A 16141-nucleotide genomic window follows, 5' to 3' on the forward strand; every position below is an offset into this window, starting at 1 on the left:
GAGAGCCGGTAACCGAGACGGACCCGGGCGCGGCAGCCGAAGTTCCTTATGTGCTCCGGCGGGAATCGGGGGTATGGCCGACTACGAACTCGACGAGATCGACCGGGAGATCCTCGCCGCGCTGCAGGAGGACGCGCGGAGCCTCTCTTCGGGCGAGATCGCCGAGCGGACCGACGCCTCGTCGAGCACGGTTCGAAAGCGCATCCAGCGGCTCGAATCGGAGGGGGTCGTCAAGGGGTACAGCGCCGACGTCGACTACCAGAAGTCCGGCTACCCGCTCAGGATGCTGCTGTTCTGCACCGCCCCCATCCCGGAGCGGGGCGAACGCATCGACGACATTCTCGACATCCCCGGCGTCGTCTCGGTCCAGGAACTGGTCACGGGCGAACAGAACCTCCTCGTGACGGCCGTCGGCGAGTCCGACGACGACATCACGCCGGTGGCACAGGAACTGCTCGACATGGGGCTGACCGTCGCCGACGAGGTACTCGTCCGCAGCCATGAGACGACGCCGTTCGACGACTTCTCCTCGGAGTAACTCCGGCGACCGCACCCACCACACGCTTCCCGTACCTCTGCGTTCTCGACGGGCCGTCTCTCGGAGCGACCGATCCACGTTGGCGTCGCACTCGGGACGAACGAAGCGTCGAACGAACCGTCGAACGAGCTCGGAAACTGACCACCGTCCCCGATCGAACTGTTCGTTCGTCGCCCATCGGATACCGAACTGTTCGCAAGACGGGTTCCCGTACCTCGATCTCCCGGCTCGGAACTAGCGCGACTACGTTCCCGACAGGGGCCCCAGAACGCACCGGAGAATGTCTGAGTCGACCGTTTCGGCCAGCACCGCACTCCGTCGGCAGCCCTTCCAGAGTGGGATCGTCCGTAATGACCATAATGTTCTTTCATACAATTAGTTCGAACGAATCGGTAAGATCGAAGTCTATAATAACCAGATTGTTCTACAGTGGTGTAACGACGACCAGTTCGTCTACGGCCCCGCCGGGGGTTCGGCGTCGTGGCAGCGACACGGACTGGTCGAGGACCCAAACGATGACAGGCCAACCGAGAGCGAACGACGCCGTACAGCCCCTCGAGGAACCGGATTCGACGGCTTCGTTCGTTCCCCGAGCGACGACGGCGACGGTCTGGGTCCTCTTTCTCCTCGGCGTGGGGGCGCTCGCCCTGTCGGTGACGAACGGGTTCGAGTGGGGAATCGCGGGCGTGCTCGTCTACGACGGACTGACCGCGGTGATGTGGGTCGTGGTCACCTTCTTCAGCGGGATCGTCCACAGTTACTCCCGCCGCTACATGGCCGGCGACCGCCACCTCGACGCCTTCTTCGCCCGTATCTTCGCCTTCACGCTCGTCGTCATGACGACGACCGCGGCCGACCACGTCGCGCTGTTCGCGGGGGCGTGGCTGGCGATGGGACTCCTCATGGCGTCGCTCATCGGCCACGTCCGCGACTGGCCGCAGGCACAGGCCGCAGCGAGGACCGCTCGCCGGTACTTCCTCGCCAGTAGCGGACTGCTGGCGGTCGGCCTGACCGCGCTGGTCTGGGCGACGGGCACGACCGGTCTCTCCGGTATCCTCGGACAGGTCGAGACCGTCCCACAGACCGTCGCGCTCTTCGCCGCGGGCAGCGTCTTCCTCGCGGCGATCATCCAGTCGGCGCTGTTCCCGTTCCACTCGTGGCTGCTGTCGTCCATGACGGCGCCCACCCCGGCGTCGGCGCTGATGCACGCCGGCTTCGTCAACGCGGGCGGCATCCTGCTCACCCGGTTCGCGCCGCTGTTCGCCGGCGAGACCGCCCTCATGTCGGCTATCGTCCTCGTCGGCGCGGTCAGCGCCCTGCTCGGACAGGCGCTGTTGCTCGTCCAGACCGACGTGAAGCGCAAACTCGGCGCCTCGACCATGGCCCAGATGGGCTTCATGATACTCCAGTGCGGGCTCGGCTTCTTCGCCGCCGCCATCACCCACCTCGTCCTCCACGGGTTCTACAAGGCGTACCTGTTCCTCTCGTCGGGCGAGGCGGTCGAGCAGACGACCCCGAAGGGCGCGAAACGGAATCGGCTCACCGCCCCGGGCGCCGTCGTCAGCCTGCTCACGGCGCTGGGTGGCGGCGCCCTGTTCGCCGTCCTCACCGGGAAGGGAATGCACCCGGACAGCGGGCTCTTCCTGGCGTTCGTCGTCGTCCTGACGACCATGCACGCGGCCCGGGACATCTTCCGACGGTCGACCCTCTCGCCGTCGGTCAGGCTCCTGAGCGTCCCGCTCGTGGTCCTGACCGCTATCGGCGGGTACGCCCTGCTCTTCAACGCCATCTCGACCGTGATCGCGGGCGCGCCGATGGCGACGGCACCGACCGACCTGACGGTCGTCCACGTCGGCGTCGCCGGTCTGTTCGCCCTGTCGTATCTGGCGACGGAGCTCGGCTGGCACCGCTCCAGCAAGCGGCTCTACGTCGCCCTGCTCAACCGCTCGCAGCCTGATCCGGAGACGATTCTCACCCGCAAGGAGGACTACAATGACGCTTGAACGCGCCACCGTCGAAGACAGCATCGAACGCGCGGCCGACACCGTCGGCTCGGTGTGGCCGCTGCACTCCTTCGTCACCGCCAACCCCCTCTCGGGGTTCGAGGACCGACCGTTCCACCGCGCGGTCGAGGAAGCCGAGGAACTGTTCGGCGGTCGCGGCTACCCCCGACCCTCGGTGTTCCGTCAGGCGTGGGAGCAAGGCCGGATCGACCCGGACGTGCTGGGCGCGGAACTCGACGCCCACGGCGTCTCCGGCGAGCCCGAGGCCCTGCTCGACGAGATGGCCACGGCCGAGTCCGAGCGCGACGGCCAGGGCGAGACCGACCACGCGACCGAGACGGTCGACCGCGTGCTCTCGAAGTGGCTCGCCGCGTTCCTCGACCAGGGACAGGCCCAGTGGTCGATGCCCGACCGCGAGCGCGGCTTCTACGCCGCCTGGCGCGCACTCGCCCCGTACGACGACGAGGTGCCCGGCTGCGACGACCCCGCCGACCTCCCAGAGACGCCGACGGCGGCGGTGGAGGCCGCCCTCTCGGACCACCCGCAGGGGCGCTGGGAGGACATCTTCGAGCACCATCTCGCCGCGCTCCCGGGGTGGACCGGGTTCGTCAAACAGCGGGCCGACGACGACGACGCCGGGCCGTGGCAGGAAGCGTACCCCATCTCGCTGCTGGAGTACCTCGCGGTGCGCCTGACCCTGGCGGACCTGCTCGACGCGTCCGTCGAACCCGACGAGGGGCTGGCCGCCGTGTCCGACGGGGTGGCCGCTGGGTCCAACGGGGTGGCCACCGGGTCCGGTGAGACCGACGACGGTGACGTTCCCCTGTCGGAGATCTGGCTGACCGCGTGGGAGAACAGCTACCGCGACCGCCTGCTCGACGGCATCGACCGGACGGTCACGGAGCCCGCCACCGAGAACGACGAGCGCCCGGCCGCACAGCTCGTCTTCTGTATCGACACCCGCTCGGAGGTCGTCCGCCGTCACATCGAGGCCGCCGGCCCGTACGAGACCCACGGGTACGCGGGCTTCTTCGGCGTCCCGATGCGCTATCAGGGGTACGACTCGGACGTAGATATCGACGCCTGTCCCCCCATCGTCGACCCGCAACACCGCATCACCGACCGCCCGGAACACGACCATCGCGACGACAGGGCTGCCCACGACCGGTGGACCGACCTGGCCTCGGCCGGTCGGAAGCACCTCAAGTCGCTCAAGACCAACGTGGCCGCCGCGTTCACCTTCGTCGAGGGCGGCGGGAGCGCCTACGGCGCGGCGATGGCCGCGCGGACGCTGCTCCCGTCGGCCGTCGCCGACCTCTCGGGCGCCGTCGACGACAGGGTCCCGTCTCAGGGCGAGTTCTGCGAGCCGACGATCGACCGTCAGTGCGACGGCGACGTCGGCGACCTCCCGAAGGGGATGACGCTGGCGGAGAAGGTCTCCTGCGCCGAGACCGCCTTCGAGCTGATGGGCTGGGAGCAGTTCTCCCGATTGGTCGTCTTCGCGGGCCACGCGAGCGAGACGACGAACAACCCGTTCGACTCGAGCCTCGACTGCGGCGCCTGCGCCGGCAACCCCGGCGGCCCGAACGCTCGCGTCCTCGCCGCCATCTGCAACGACGAGGCGGTCAGGGCCGAACTCCGCGAGCGCGGGTTCGACGTCCCCTCGGACACCGTCTTCCTCGCCGGCGAGCACAACACGACCACCGACGAGATCACGCTGTTCGACGGGCACGTCCCCGAGAGCCACCGCGAGGACCTCGAACGCCTCCGTGACGACCTCGAAGCGGCGCGGGCCGCCGCGGCGGCCGAGCGCACGGAGTCGATGGCGGGCGGCGACGCCGGGGACGCCGTCCGCGAGACGGAGCGCCGGGCGGCCGACTGGGCGGAGACCCGCCCCGAGTGGGGGCTGGCCGGCAACGCCTCGTTCGTCGTCGGTCCGCGAGCGCTGACCGAGGACGAGAACCTCGACGGCCGGGCGTTCCTGCACTCCTACGACTGGTCGACCGACCCCGGCGGGGAGGCGCTGGAGGCCATAATGACGGGGCCGCTGGTGGTCACCCAGTGGATCAACGACCAGTACTACTTCGCGACGGTGGACAACGCCGTCTACGGGAGTGGCTCGAAGGTCACGCAGAACCCGCGCGGCAACGTCGGCGTCGTGCAGGGCAACGGCGGCGACCTGATGACCGGGCTGCCGCTCCAGTCCCTCAAGGTCGACGATGAACAGCCGTACCACCAGCCGCTCCGTCTCACGGCGGTCATCCACGCGCCCATCGAGCGCGTCAACGATATCATCGGTCGCCACGAGGAGGTCGCGACGCTGCTCGACAACGGCTGGATATCGCTGACGGTCGTCGACCCCGAACAGGACAACGACGCGTTCCACTACCAGGGCGACCTGGAGTGGGAGCCGACGCTAGCGAAGCCGCTCGTCCACTGACCGGGCGTCCGACCCGGTTTGCCGGGCCGGGTCAGTACCGTTCGCCGCGCGGGTCAGTACTCCCAGATCCGGTCGATGCGCCCCTCGACGTCCGGGTGGGCGTCGCGGAGCGCGTCGACGTCGTGCACGCCGTCGACGTTGACCACGTGTATCTCCCCACGCTCGCCGTCGTACACGTCCTGGAAGTCGTACACCGCGCCGACGACGTCAACCGACTCGGGCACCCCCTCGCTCTCGACGAGCGACTCGACCTGCTGGTCGACGTTGTACTCGACGAGGTGGTTGACGGCCGCGCCCTCGTCGAGGCCGTCGGGGAGCGCCGCGATGCCAGGCGCGACGTGTGGCTCCAGCAGGTCGAGACAGTGTTCGATCCCGGGCGGTTCGGAGAGCTCGCCGGTCAGCTTCCGGTACGTCGCGGTCACGGCGCCACAGCCGGTGTGCCCGACGACGACGGCGGTCTCGGTCCCGGTGTGGGCGATGGGGTAGAGCACGTCTCCCGAGAGCTCCTCGCCGGTGTCGCCCCGCTGGACGACGCGGTTGCCGATGTTGCCGACCGTGAAGAGGTGACCGGGCTGTTCGTTACCCCACATCTGGTCCTGGAGGACCCGCGAGTCCGAGCAACAGACCGTGACCGCAGCGGGGTGCTGGGCGTCCTGTACGTCGTCGAAGCGGTCAGCGAACTGTTCGGCGTGTCGCGCGTTCCCCTCCAGCAGTTCGACGACCGTCCGATCCATACCGCCTCCTACTCGTGGTACCCATATAGCTCTTCGACGAATTATAAACCATCTGCCACTCCGTACACTCTGCGTCGGTCGCCGAGCGACTCAGCGGTTCGTGTCGAACCACTCGACGGCGAAGTCGACGAGTTCGGGCTGGCCGACCAGGACCGTCTCGGCGTCGCCCACGCGTCCCGTCTCGACCGCGTCCGCCCGTTCGGCCTCGAAGTCCGAGCCGAGCGAGACGAAGTCCGACGTGTCTCGCCTGATGTCCTCGTAGGACACTCGGACGCTATCGCCGTCCGCGACGACGGGGACCTCGTTCCTGTGGGTCTCCTTCGGGAACTCGGCGCGGTACTCGGCGAGGTGGATCGACGTGTTCGTCCCCCAGTCGGTGCCGAGCATCAGCACGTCGCCGTCGCGGTCGTACACCGACGCGAGCGGGGAGTGCTCGCCGAGGCCGTAGTCGTAGTGGTGGTCGGCGACGACCTCGTCGGCGTCGGCGCCCCACGCCGCGAACGAGGTCGTCGGATGCTGACTCCTGACGACGTCGGGATAGGCGCGGAAACACTCGGCGATCACACCCATCCCTCTGGTCGGCGTGCTCTCGGGTCGGAACGGCGGTCGTTCGGCCTCGATGGTCTCGACCCAGTCGTCGGGGACCGGCGGGTTCGACCACACCGACGGATCGGTGTACTGGCCGGTGTGAGCCGGCATCACGAGCGTCCCGGCCTCGGTGACTGCCTCGCGGAGCGCGTCGACGACGGCCTGCGCGTCGCCACACACCCAGCCGAGCGCGCTCAGCGACGAGTGGACGAGCAGTGTGTCGCCCGGCGCGACGCCGAGTTCGCGGAGGTCGTCGACTATCGTCGAGACCGTCACGGGGGCCTCGACCCTATCGACCGCTGCGCGTTCTCCCATGGGCGGCGTTCGAGCAGGCCGGATTTGAGTGTTACGTGGCGGTGAGTGCCCGTGGCACCGAGTGTCGTCAGTTCGTCGCGGAGACGGTGACGTTCGCGTTCGACCCGGTGGCCGCCGCCGTCTCGACGAACCCGTCGTCACCGGCGAAGACGGCGACCGTCTGGGAGTCGACGCGCACGAGGCGGTACGCGGTGTCGTCGCTCTCGGCTCGCTCGGCCCGCCAGGACTCGAACGCGTCGGCGAACTCGTCGGCCTCGCCGGCGTCGTCCCAGCGGAGCGCCCAGGCGATGCCGAGCCTGCTGTGGTTCTCGCCGTGACGCATGCGGACGGCGTGATCACTCCCCCACCCCTCGGCCGCCGTCGACGCGACCGAGTGGTTCAGTTCGGCGCGGAGCATCGTCCGCACGACGATCTCGCCTTTGGTGTCGTGGTGGCGGGACGCGACCGACCAGTTCCCGGTCCCGTTCACCGAGAGGTCGAGGTCGAGTTCCGGCTCTTCGTCCGGTGTGTAGCCGTGGATCAGCTGTTCGCCGGTGACCGGCGTCGGCGTCGACTCGTCGTAGAGCCAGGAGACGTTGTGCGGGCTCTCGACCCGCGAGTCGATGTACTGTGCGCCGTAGAGGTAGCGCGCGCGGAAGAGCCGCCGGCCGGCCGGCCCCTCCTCGTACTGCTCTTCGAGTTCCTGCGTCTGGTTCCACTCGGTGTCCATGTACCGGTCGACGTAGGCGTCGGTGACGTACACCGACGCGCCCTCGACGAGACCGGCGGCGACCTGCTGGGAGTCGGTGTCGTCGACGAACTCGCCGAAGCCGTCGATGTCGATCACGTCGCTGTGGAACTGCATCCAGTGGACGTACTCGTGGGCGAGCAGCGTCCGCTCCTGCCGTTCGCTCGCGTTCTTCGGCATCACGACGATCCGGCGGGTGGTGGCCGACCCGTGGTAGACGCTCGTGTCGATGAACTCCTCGCCGTAGCCGAACGTGTCGTAGAACGGGTCCGACGCGAGCTGGTCGTTGTAGCGTTCGAGCGCCGGCATCTCGTCGCGGACGTACACCGTCGGCGGGTCTACGTCCGTCCCGAGCAGTTCCTGTACGTCGGCGTAGACGGCGTCCTCGTCCACTGAGAGGTTCCCGCCGCGGACTGCGACGTCCGGCGCGTCGGCGGACCCGGGCGTCTCGGTCGGCGTCGGCGTGTCGGTCGAGCGCTCCGTCGGTGACGGAGTCACGGTCGGCTCGTCCGTCGAAGCGGGCGTGGCCGCGTCTGTCGGCGTGGCCGTCGGTGTGTCGGCGGCCGTCGAGTCCGCCGGGTCGGCCGTCGCGTCCGCCTGCGTCGCAGTCGGTTCGTCGGTCGATGCGTCGGTCTGGGTCGGCGCCGCCGTGTCCTGTCCGCCGAGGAGGCTCCCGCAGCCGGCGAGCAGGAGGAGGGCGACGACGCCGAGGGTAGCGACTGTTTCTCTCATCGGTCGGGACCGCTGGAGGGCGGTTCGTTCGGCGTGTCACTCGGCGGGAAGGTATACGTTTCGACTCCGCGACGTGATCACTCCCCGGGGTCGTACTCCGCGGCAAGCACGTCCAGTCGCTCGTGGTGTTCGGTCGTGTGCGGGGCCGTCAGCGGTGAGACGCTCACCTGTCCGTCGACGACGGCGCGGCGGTCGCTCCCCTCTGGGTCGGGGATATCGCCGTCGGCCATTCGCTCCCAGATCCCGTCGTGCAGTTTGATGTCGCCCGCGTCGCGCGTGGCGGTCATCTGGTACACCGCCGAGGGGAAGGTGACCGCCATCTCGGCCGGCCCCCACTCCGCGACGGGGGCGTTGACGTTGAGATAGTCGGCCTGTTCGAAGACGCCCGTCTCCGGGGCCTGTTCGACGAGGTACTCGGTGGCGGCCGCGGCCTCGGCGTAACTGTCGGGGTCGACCTGCACCGCCTCGTAGGCGGTGTCCTCGCGGACGGGGATGTACATCGAGACGGCGATGGCGGGCACGTCGAAGAACGTCGCCTCGACGGCGGCCGAGACGGTCCCGGACCGCCCGAGGACGTACGCCCCGAGGTTGGCCCCCTGGTTACAGCCCGCGACCACGATGTCGGTCTCGGGAGCCAGCGACCCGAGACCCGCGACCGTGCAGTCCGCCGGCGTCCCCTCGATAGCGTAGCCGAGTTCGTGCTCGTGGACGGTCACGTCGTGTGAGAGCGACCGTCCCACCGCGCTCTGGTCCTCGGCGGGCGCCACGACTGTCACGTCGCCCACGGCCGTGAGCGTGTCGTAGAGCGCCCGGAGGCCCGCGCTCTCGATACCGTCGTCGTTCGTCAACAGGATCGACGGCTCGTCCATACCGTCCGTGAGGTTGGCGGTCGCAAAAGCCCACCGCTCAGTCGACCGGGAGCGCGGTCGCGCCGTTCGGCGCGGGGTCCGGCGGTCAGACCGGGATGCGGTCGACGACGGTCTGGCCGTCGACGACGAGGTTGTACGCCGCCTCGTCGTCGTTCCAGAGGACGAGCACGTTCTCGAAGCCGAGCACGTCGCCGTAGGCCGCTGTCAGCAGGTCGGCGTTGAGCGACGACTCGTCGGTCAGCACGGCGAAGTGGTCCACGCGTTGACTCCCGTCGCCGATGCGGAAGAGCGGGTGCCCGTCGTCCGAGAGGTCGCGGCTGAGTTTCGCCGCGTAGCAGTCCACCCTGTCGGTGACGTGCGCCTCGCTGTCGGCCAGTTTCGCTACCCGCGACCCGTCGGGCGTGAAATCGACCCGTCGCAGGCCGTCGCGACGGAGGAACGTGTAGGCGTACTGCACGTCCGTGTTGACGAACTCCCCGGAGCGCCGGTCCGCGCCGTCGAGTCCCGCCTCGCCGGGGTCGCCCTCGTCGAGGCGGCGCTGGAAGACCGGCGTCTCGAGGTCCGGGCGGGTGTCGAACGACCAGCAGTCGTCCGACGGCGTCTCGCCCGGCCAGAGCCTGACCGTCGGCCCGTAGATAGTGAGCGGCCCGCGGTCCGCGACCGCACGCTCGATCTCCCGGAGGCCGATCGCCGTGTTGCGGTCCGCGGGAGCGAGCCCGACGATCGTCCCGTCCTCGGCCAGCGCATCCGCGTATCGGCGCACGACGGCCTCGGGGTCGTCGAGCTCGCTCAGGACGTTCGAGAACAGGATCAGGTCGAACCCGTCGGTGGCGGCTCCGCCCTCGGGAGCGTCGCCGTCGGTGACGCCGGCGACCGCGTTCGGGTCGAACGCTTCGGCGGTCTCCCGGTGGACCGCCGGGTGGAAGTTCCGGCCCGTCTCGTCGAGCACGGCTGTCAGCACGTCGGCAGCGTCGCTCGGTTCGACGGCGTGGTAGTCGACCAGTGCATCCTCGGGCAGGAGGTCGTGCAGGCCCAGCGCCGGGCCGCCGACGCCGGCGCCCACGTCGAGGACGCGCAGACGTCGCGGGACCAGCTCTTCGCGGATCAGGTCCGCGACGACGTACTGGACGACCGCGTAGTAGTCCGGGAGGTGGTAGAGTGCGTACGCGAGCGCGGTCTCTTCGTCGTAGGCGACGTCGCGCTGGTGGTAGTAGTCGTCCTTGATCGCGCGGATCCGCTCGCGCAGTCGGTCGCCCGAGTCGCCGTCCGGCCAGCCAGCGCCGTAGCGCTCGACCAGCAGGTCCTCGAGGACGCGACCGTACTCGACGGGGAACGCCTCGACGCCGTCGAACGCCACCGACACCGGTCCCTCGGCGACCGGTTCGAAGGTGCCGTCCTCGCGTTCGACGAGTCCGAGGTCGACCGCGGACTCCCGGAGCACCTGTTTGACGGCCGCCGGGTGGGGCTGGCCGTCGACGTACTCGTATATCTCGTCGGCGTCGACGGGGCGCACCTCCCGGAGGTACTTCGCGTTCGAGCGGACCTGCTCGCGCTGGTCGTCGTTCATCGGTCCTCACCGTCGGTCGGGACGGTCGCCGAGTTCCCCGCCTCGCGATAGAGGTCCTCGAAGGTCCCCCGGTCGGCGTCGGCGAGTCGGCGCGCGGCCGTGGCGACGCTCTCTGCGCCCTCGAACGTCGCCTGTATGTCAGCGTATACGCCCGGGTCGTTCCCGGTGACCGTCTCCAGGACGTCGAACAGCGCCGCGGAGACGGGCGTCTGGAACTCCTCGGCCACCGGTTCGGCCGCGAGCCCGAAGGCGAGGACGGCCGCGTGAACGCGCGCCTGGATGGTCTCCATCGCCCGGTCGTGTTCGCTCGCCGTGGTCTCGAAACAGTCGTTCCCGGCCTCGGCCAGGGCCGCACGGATCTCGTCGGTGACGGGACCGGGCGCGTCTGCGACGACGGCCACGTTGCCCGGCGCGTTCGAGGCGGCGAACAGCGGGTGGAGACTCACCCGTTCCAGGTCGGGCCCCGCGTCGGCCATCGCGTCGACCGCCGCACCCATGACGCCCGAGACGTCGACGAGCGCGCGGTCCGCGCGGTCGGCGTGGGCCGTGACTGCCGCCTCGACGGCCGGGATCGGTACGGCGAAGACGACAACGTCGAATCGCTCCTCGGTGTCGGTCGGGACTGCACGGGCGCTCGATTCGTCGCTCGACGCGTGGGTCGAACGGGAGAGTTCGGCGGCGGCATCGCGGGCGACGCTCGGGTCGGTGTCGGTGAACGCGACCGCCGGCGGGTCGGGCGTCCCGGCGGCGACGGTCCGGGCGAACCACCGCCCCATCTCGCCGGCGCCGACCACGAGCAGGTTCATACGGCCGGCTACTGTGTCGCCTCTCAAAAGCAGTTCGGTCAGTCGACTCCGCTGACCCGCAGCGCGGGGTGTGTCACCCGGTACCGTTCTGAAAACGCTTATGGGCCGGCCCCGAGATGTCCGTGACATGAGACGCGTCCGCTTTCGCGATTCCGCCGGCAACGTCCGGGGCGGCCGGTGGACGACTCGAGACGGGGAGGAGGTGGTCACCGCCGCCGCGGGGCCGTACGGGCGCATCGCCTTCGGCGACGAGACGTTCGACCCGGACGAGGTCGACATTCTCGCACCCTGCGAGCCGACCAAGATCGTCTGCGTCGGCCGTAACTACGCCGACCACGCCGACGAGCGCGGCGAGGAGGTCCCCGACCGCCCGCTCCTGTTCATCAAGACGCCGAACACCGTCGCCACCCACGGGAGCACGGTCACGCTCCCCGCCGGCAAGGAGCGCGTCGAGTACGAGGCGGAGCTCGGCGTCGTCATCGGCGAGCAGTGTCGCAACGTCGACGCCGTCAACGCCGACGACGTGATCGCCGGCTACACCTGTTTCAACGACCTCTCGAACCGCGACGACCAGGACCGCGAACAGAACTGGGTCCGCGGCAAGGCCTTCGACGGCGCCGCGCCCATCGGCCCGGTCATCGCCACGCCCGAACACCTCGCCGACGACGCCACCATCGAAGCGCGCGTCAACGGCGAGACCAGGCAGTCCTCGACAATCGACAGGATGATCTTCTCGATCCCGGAACTGATCGAGGAGATCACGGAGTACATGACGCTCGAACCGGGCGACGTGATCGCCACCGGAACCCCCGAGGGCGTCGGCCCGCTCTCCGACGGCGACGAAGTAGAGATAGAAGTCGACGACGTGGGCACCTTGCGCCACACCGTCCGGTTCCCGGACGCCAACTGACGCGAAACGAGCGGGTGCGGTCGCTTCTCAGATCGAGTACTCGTCCTGCCTGATCTGCACGTACGCGCCGTCGCGGTAGCCGCGTTTCGTCCACTTGTAGTCGGCGACGATCCGGAGCGCCGTCGCCCCGGAACGCAGGGCGCCGACCCAGTCGTAGCCGCCCTTGCGCTGCATCTGCCGGGTCGCGGCGAACACCTCGTCCCAGTCGTCCGGTTCCCACCCGCGGACGACGTCGGCGAAGGTGACGTTGCGGAGCACTTCCTCGCCGATGGCGCTCTTCCAGCGGCCGTTGTATCGACCTAACTGGTCGTTGGCGGCGAGTTCGCCGGCGATCTTGCCGGTGCGGACCGCCACGTGGTCGCCGCCCTCGTGGAACGCCGAGGTGGCCCCCATCGCCCCGCCGACGACGGCGATGCCGGCGTTCACCGGCGAGTCGATCGGTCGCGTCGAGGAGATGGGGTAGGCCTCCGTCCCGGCCGATTTCCCGCGGTCCTCGACCAGCGGGAAGTCGTCCAGGTCGTAGCCGGGGTACTCCCGTTCGAGCAGGCGGCGCAGGTAGACGGCGCCGGCCGGGATGCGCTCGTCGTCGGCGTCGAGGAGCGCGTAGTCTTCGGGGTTCTCCACGTCGGCCAGATCCATCCCCATGGGCATGGTCAGGCCGACGCGCGCGACGTTGTCGTCGTTCGGGAAGATCCACGGGTAGGCCGTGTGTCCGGGGATGACACCCCACCAGAACTTGATGTGGGCGGGGTCGAACAGCTCCTCGGGGATGCGGCGGTGCTCCTGGTAGGCGATGTGGTTGGCCTGACTCGGCCCGAGGTAGTCCGAGACGCTCTGCCCGCCGGGCAGGAACTGGTCGAGCGCGTCGGTCGTGACCGTCCGCTGGGGGCCGTCGGCGAGGATCAGGTAGTCCGCACCGATCTCGTCGCCGTCTGCGAGGGTGAGCGTGTGGCGGGGGTCGCCCGACAGATCGGTCTCGACGCCGTTGACGCTGGTGCCGACGTGGTAGGTGCCGCCGGCTTCCTCCGCGCGGTCGCGAAGCCAGTCGTCGAACTTCGCGCGGTGGAAGGCGAAGCCGAAGTGGTCGTAGGAGGCGTCGATGCCGGTCTGCTCGAGCGTGACCGACTCGTTCGGGCCGATGAACTCGGCGCCGTCGAGGACGCTCAGGATGACGTCGTCGGGGATCTCCTCGGGCGACACGTCCATGATGTCGACCCAGTAGTCGAGCATCCCGGCGGCGTCCGTCGAGTCGGGGCCGATCCGGTCGCGGTCGGCGCGGGGGACGCCCTTCTCGACGACGAGGGCGTCGGCGCCCTCTCGGGCGGCCGCCCACGCCGCCGAGGTGCCCGCAGGGCCCCCGCCCACGATCGCTACGTCTACGCGGTCCATACCCCTACCCCTGCCTCGCCGGAGTATAAATCCCCCTCCATTCCGCCGAGCCAGTGGCCCAGAACGCTCGCCCGCACGGCCCGTTCGGTCAGACACAATAGCTAACAGTGCGCTCGTCCAACCGTCGCCGATGCCAGACCTGCAGGATACGTTTCTCGAGAACCGCTACATGGTCCAGCCGAACCACGCTAACTCGCTCGGGACCACCCACGGCGGGAACGTGCTCAAGTGGATGGACGAGGTCGGCGCGATGTCCGCCATGCGCTTCGCCGGCCGCGACTGCGTCACCGCCCGCATGGACCAGGTCGACTTCAAGCAGCCCATCCCCGTCGGCGAGACCGCACTCGTCGAGGCCTACGTGTACGAGACCGGCCGCTCCAGCGTCCGCGTCCGCCTGCGGGTCTTCCGCGAGGACCCCCGCTCCGGCGAGCGCGAGCTCACCACGGAGTCCTACTCCGTCTACGTCGCCATCGACGACGACCGCGAGCCCGTCGCGGTCCCGGAGCTGACCGTCGAGACGGACGAGGGCGAACGGCTCCGCGCCGAGGCACTCGACGGCGACAACAAGGGGAACACCGCCTGACGGCGCCCGCCAGCGAAGACGCTCTCGCCCGTGTACGGGGACTTATCCGGTGACCCGCCGTACCCGGAGACATGACTCTGGACGTCGACCCGCCCACCCCGCCCGAACTGGAGACGATCGACCCCAACGAGTACGACGACACGCAGGTCGTCGACGACACGGACTATCGTCGCGAGGAGATCGAATCGTATCTCCGAGACGGCGCGTGGGCCCAGGCCTTCGAGACGTGGGCCGCGAGCACGGCGATGGACCCCGAGGATTTCGAGATCGTCGTCGACCTCGACCTGATAGCGCGGTTCGACTTCTTCTGGGACTCCTACGCCGAGCGGGTGGGGTATCACGCGCCCGGGCTCCCGGAGGACTGGAAACAGCGGGACATTCACCCCGAACTCGACTCCTGGGGGACCGTCTCGGCGATCAACGCGGGACTGACGGAACTGGGTCAGGAGGTTTGTGACGTGCTCAAAGACGAGTACATCGAGTGGGAGACCGAGTACGAAGCGCCCGACGACCTCCCCGACTTCGACGAGTAGCCGCCTCGGGAGCGACCGCTCACTCCCGCGGCACGGCCACGTTCTTCGTCCGACCGCCACACTCCGGGCAGGACCCGATCGTCCCGTCTGTCGTCGTTCTGTGCAGACAATCGACACACTCGTACCGGGACTTTTCCGGCGTATACGGATCTTCGCGGAGCATGTGATATAGATGGACACTCGTCTGCAAAAGCGTTCCTTCAAGGTTCTTCTAGGAGTATAATTCCAAAAAACGACTACAACCGTCCAACGGCTACCGCTCGAACCGGCCCGTGAACGCGTATCCGTTCAGTACGTGTCCGTCGAGCGCCGATTCGAGCGGGCCGCGACCGGCGCCTGCTTCGAGGTCGAGCGTCGTGTCGACCGCGTAGGCCGAGAACCGGTAGGTGTGAGGGCCGTCGTCGGTGGGCGGGAGCGGACCGCGATATCCGATCTCGCCGAAGTCGTTGGTCCCCTGACGCGCGCCGTCGAGCGAGTCGACGGACTCGGTCCGCGGAATCTCCTCCGGGATCTCCGTCGTCTCGGCCGGGACGTTCCAGATCAGCCAGTGCAGGTAGTCGTCCGCGTCCGGGTCGTCCATCACGAGGGCGTACGTCTCCGCCGCCGCCGGTGCCGACTCCACCGTCAGCGGCGGCGACACGTCCTCGCCGACGCCCGTGTGTCGCTCCGGGATCGTCTCCCCGTCGTCGAACGCGTCCGAGGACACGACGAGCGGGTCTGTCTGCGCCGGGACGTCGGTGCCGTCGTCGTCCGTGGGGTCGTCTCTCGTTATCGTCAGGCCGTCGGAGTCGGAGCCACAGCCGGCGAGGAGGGCGGCCCCGGTGGCGACCAGGAACTTTCGTCTCGATGTCATACTCGGCGCTACGACCGGTCGGCCTTTCAGCGTGGGGGGTCTCGCCCCGAGCCCACGAGATTAATTACCCCCCGTCACAGAGACTGGTGTATGACAACCATCGTCCCCCCGAGAGAGCGAGAGTGTGAGCGCTGCGGCCGGTGCGACGTCTGGGACGACGACACCGGGACCTGGACCGTCGCGACCGACGAGGACGGCGACCGACTCGCCGGCGACCGCTTCTGCCTCCACGAGTGGGACATCAACGGCACGTACAACCCGCTCGAAGGGGGCGCCTGAACCCCGGTTCAGGTCAGTCGCAAGCCGAAATACGATCGCTCTCCCGTCGATTCGCAAACGTTCGCAGGTACAGTGTAGAGCAGTCGCTCCGAGCAGACGCTCACGTCCGTTCACGGGTCACTCCGTTCCCCGTTCACACCGAGGCGCTCACTCCGTTCGCGCCTCGCACCGTTCGCGACGACGCCGCAGGAAGCCAGGGCAGGGATTCGAACCCCGGGAGTCTCGATTACAAGTCGAGTGCTTGAACCACCCAAGCTCCCCTGGCGCACTCGGCA

16 protein-coding genes and 1 tRNA gene are annotated in these 16141 nt (G+C 68.9%); 7 read left to right on the forward strand and 10 right to left on the reverse strand.

Annotated features, from left to right (window positions below):
- Window positions 1-73 precede the first annotated feature (73 nt).
- The 3 genes from D1409_RS03980 to D1409_RS03990 all read left to right on the forward strand — a co-directional run bounded on the left by D1409_RS03980 (window position 74) and on the right by D1409_RS03990 (window position 4981).
- Entirely contained in the window at window positions 74-538 is a 465-nt protein-coding gene (locus tag D1409_RS03980; protein WP_123534237.1) for an Lrp/AsnC family transcriptional regulator, read from the forward strand.
- Between the two features lie 515 nt (window positions 539-1053).
- The gene (locus D1409_RS03985) at window positions 1054-2541 is read left to right on the forward strand and encodes a proton-conducting transporter transmembrane domain-containing protein (protein ID WP_123534238.1); all 1488 of its coding nucleotides are present in this window, start codon (window positions 1054-1056) and stop codon (window positions 2539-2541) included.
- Complete coding sequence (locus D1409_RS03990) at window positions 2531-4981, forward strand: DUF2309 domain-containing protein (protein WP_123534240.1); 2451 nt, start codon at window positions 2531-2533, stop codon at window positions 4979-4981. Before D1409_RS03985 ends, D1409_RS03990 begins: the two co-directional genes overlap by 11 nt.
- A 53-nt stretch (window positions 4982-5034) precedes the next feature.
- Here the strand turns inward: D1409_RS03990 and D1409_RS03995 are convergent, their stop codons facing one another.
- The 6 genes from D1409_RS03995 to D1409_RS04020 form a co-directional block, all read right to left on the reverse strand.
- On the reverse strand, window positions 5035-5715 hold the full coding sequence (locus D1409_RS03995) for a carbonic anhydrase (protein ID WP_123534242.1): 681 nt from the start codon (window positions 5713-5715) through the stop codon (window positions 5035-5037).
- A 90-nt stretch (window positions 5716-5805) separates the two neighbouring features.
- Entirely contained in the window at window positions 5806-6618 is an 813-nt protein-coding gene (locus tag D1409_RS04000; protein WP_123534244.1) for an aminoglycoside N(3)-acetyltransferase, read from the reverse strand.
- Window positions 6619-6685: 67 nt separating this feature from the next.
- Window positions 6686-8077, reverse strand: a complete 1392-nt coding sequence (locus D1409_RS04005; RefSeq protein ID WP_123534246.1) for a hypothetical protein — start codon at window positions 8075-8077, stop codon at window positions 6686-6688.
- Window positions 8078-8154: 77 nt separating this feature from the next.
- Window positions 8155-8946: a 5'/3'-nucleotidase SurE gene (gene surE / locus D1409_RS04010; RefSeq protein ID WP_123534248.1), complete on the reverse strand. Its 792-nt coding sequence runs from the start codon at window positions 8944-8946 to the stop codon at window positions 8155-8157.
- Window positions 8947-9031: 85 nt separating this feature from the next.
- Complete coding sequence (locus D1409_RS04015) at window positions 9032-10513, reverse strand: small ribosomal subunit Rsm22 family protein (protein WP_123534249.1); 1482 nt, start codon at window positions 10511-10513, stop codon at window positions 9032-9034.
- Entirely contained in the window at window positions 10510-11319 is an 810-nt protein-coding gene (locus tag D1409_RS04020; protein WP_123534251.1) for an NAD(P)-binding domain-containing protein, read from the reverse strand. The genes D1409_RS04015 and D1409_RS04020 overlap by 4 nt, the downstream gene beginning before the upstream one ends.
- 127 nt (window positions 11320-11446) lie before the next feature.
- Here D1409_RS04020 and D1409_RS04025 point away from each other — a divergent pair, with 127 nt between their 5' ends.
- Entirely contained in the window at window positions 11447-12229 is a 783-nt protein-coding gene (locus D1409_RS04025; RefSeq protein WP_123534253.1) for a fumarylacetoacetate hydrolase family protein, read from the forward strand.
- 27 nt (window positions 12230-12256) lie between these two features.
- Here the strand turns inward: D1409_RS04025 and D1409_RS04030 are convergent, their stop codons facing one another.
- Complete coding sequence (locus tag D1409_RS04030) at window positions 12257-13618, reverse strand: NAD(P)/FAD-dependent oxidoreductase (RefSeq protein WP_123534255.1); 1362 nt, start codon at window positions 13616-13618, stop codon at window positions 12257-12259.
- Window positions 13619-13748: 130 nt separating this feature from the next.
- Between D1409_RS04030 and D1409_RS04035 the strand changes: the two genes are divergently transcribed.
- Both D1409_RS04035 and D1409_RS04040 read left to right on the forward strand, forming a co-directional pair.
- Entirely contained in the window at window positions 13749-14201 is a 453-nt protein-coding gene (locus tag D1409_RS04035) for an acyl-CoA thioesterase (RefSeq protein WP_123534257.1), read from the forward strand.
- 71 nt (window positions 14202-14272) lie between these two features.
- Window positions 14273-14734 carry a hypothetical protein gene (locus D1409_RS04040; RefSeq protein WP_123534259.1) on the forward strand — a complete coding sequence of 154 codons (462 nt, stop codon included), beginning with the start codon at window positions 14273-14275 and terminating at the stop codon, window positions 14732-14734.
- A gap of 19 nt (window positions 14735-14753) precedes the next feature.
- Here the strand turns inward: D1409_RS04040 and D1409_RS04045 are convergent, their stop codons facing one another.
- The gene (locus tag D1409_RS04045; protein WP_123534261.1) at window positions 14754-14897 is read right to left on the reverse strand and encodes a rubrerythrin-like domain-containing protein; all 144 of its coding nucleotides are present in this window, start codon (window positions 14895-14897) and stop codon (window positions 14754-14756) included.
- Between the two features lie 90 nt (window positions 14898-14987).
- On the reverse strand, window positions 14988-15587 hold the full coding sequence (locus tag D1409_RS04050; RefSeq protein WP_123534263.1) for a YbhB/YbcL family Raf kinase inhibitor-like protein: 600 nt from the start codon (window positions 15585-15587) through the stop codon (window positions 14988-14990).
- Between the two features lie 90 nt (window positions 15588-15677).
- Between D1409_RS04050 and D1409_RS04055 the strand changes: the two genes are divergently transcribed.
- A complete protein-coding gene (locus tag D1409_RS04055) occupies window positions 15678-15866 on the forward strand; it encodes an HEWD family protein (RefSeq protein WP_123534265.1) in 189 nt (62 codons plus the stop codon).
- A gap of 191 nt (window positions 15867-16057) precedes the next feature.
- Here the strand turns inward: D1409_RS04055 and D1409_RS04060 are convergent.
- A tRNA-Thr gene (locus D1409_RS04060) sits at window positions 16058-16131 on the reverse strand.
- Window positions 16132-16141: the final 10 nt, after the last annotated feature.

The organism is Halosimplex salinum (assembly GCF_003730195.1).
Classification (GTDB): Archaea; Halobacteriota; Halobacteria; order Halobacteriales; family Haloarculaceae; genus Halosimplex; species Halosimplex salinum.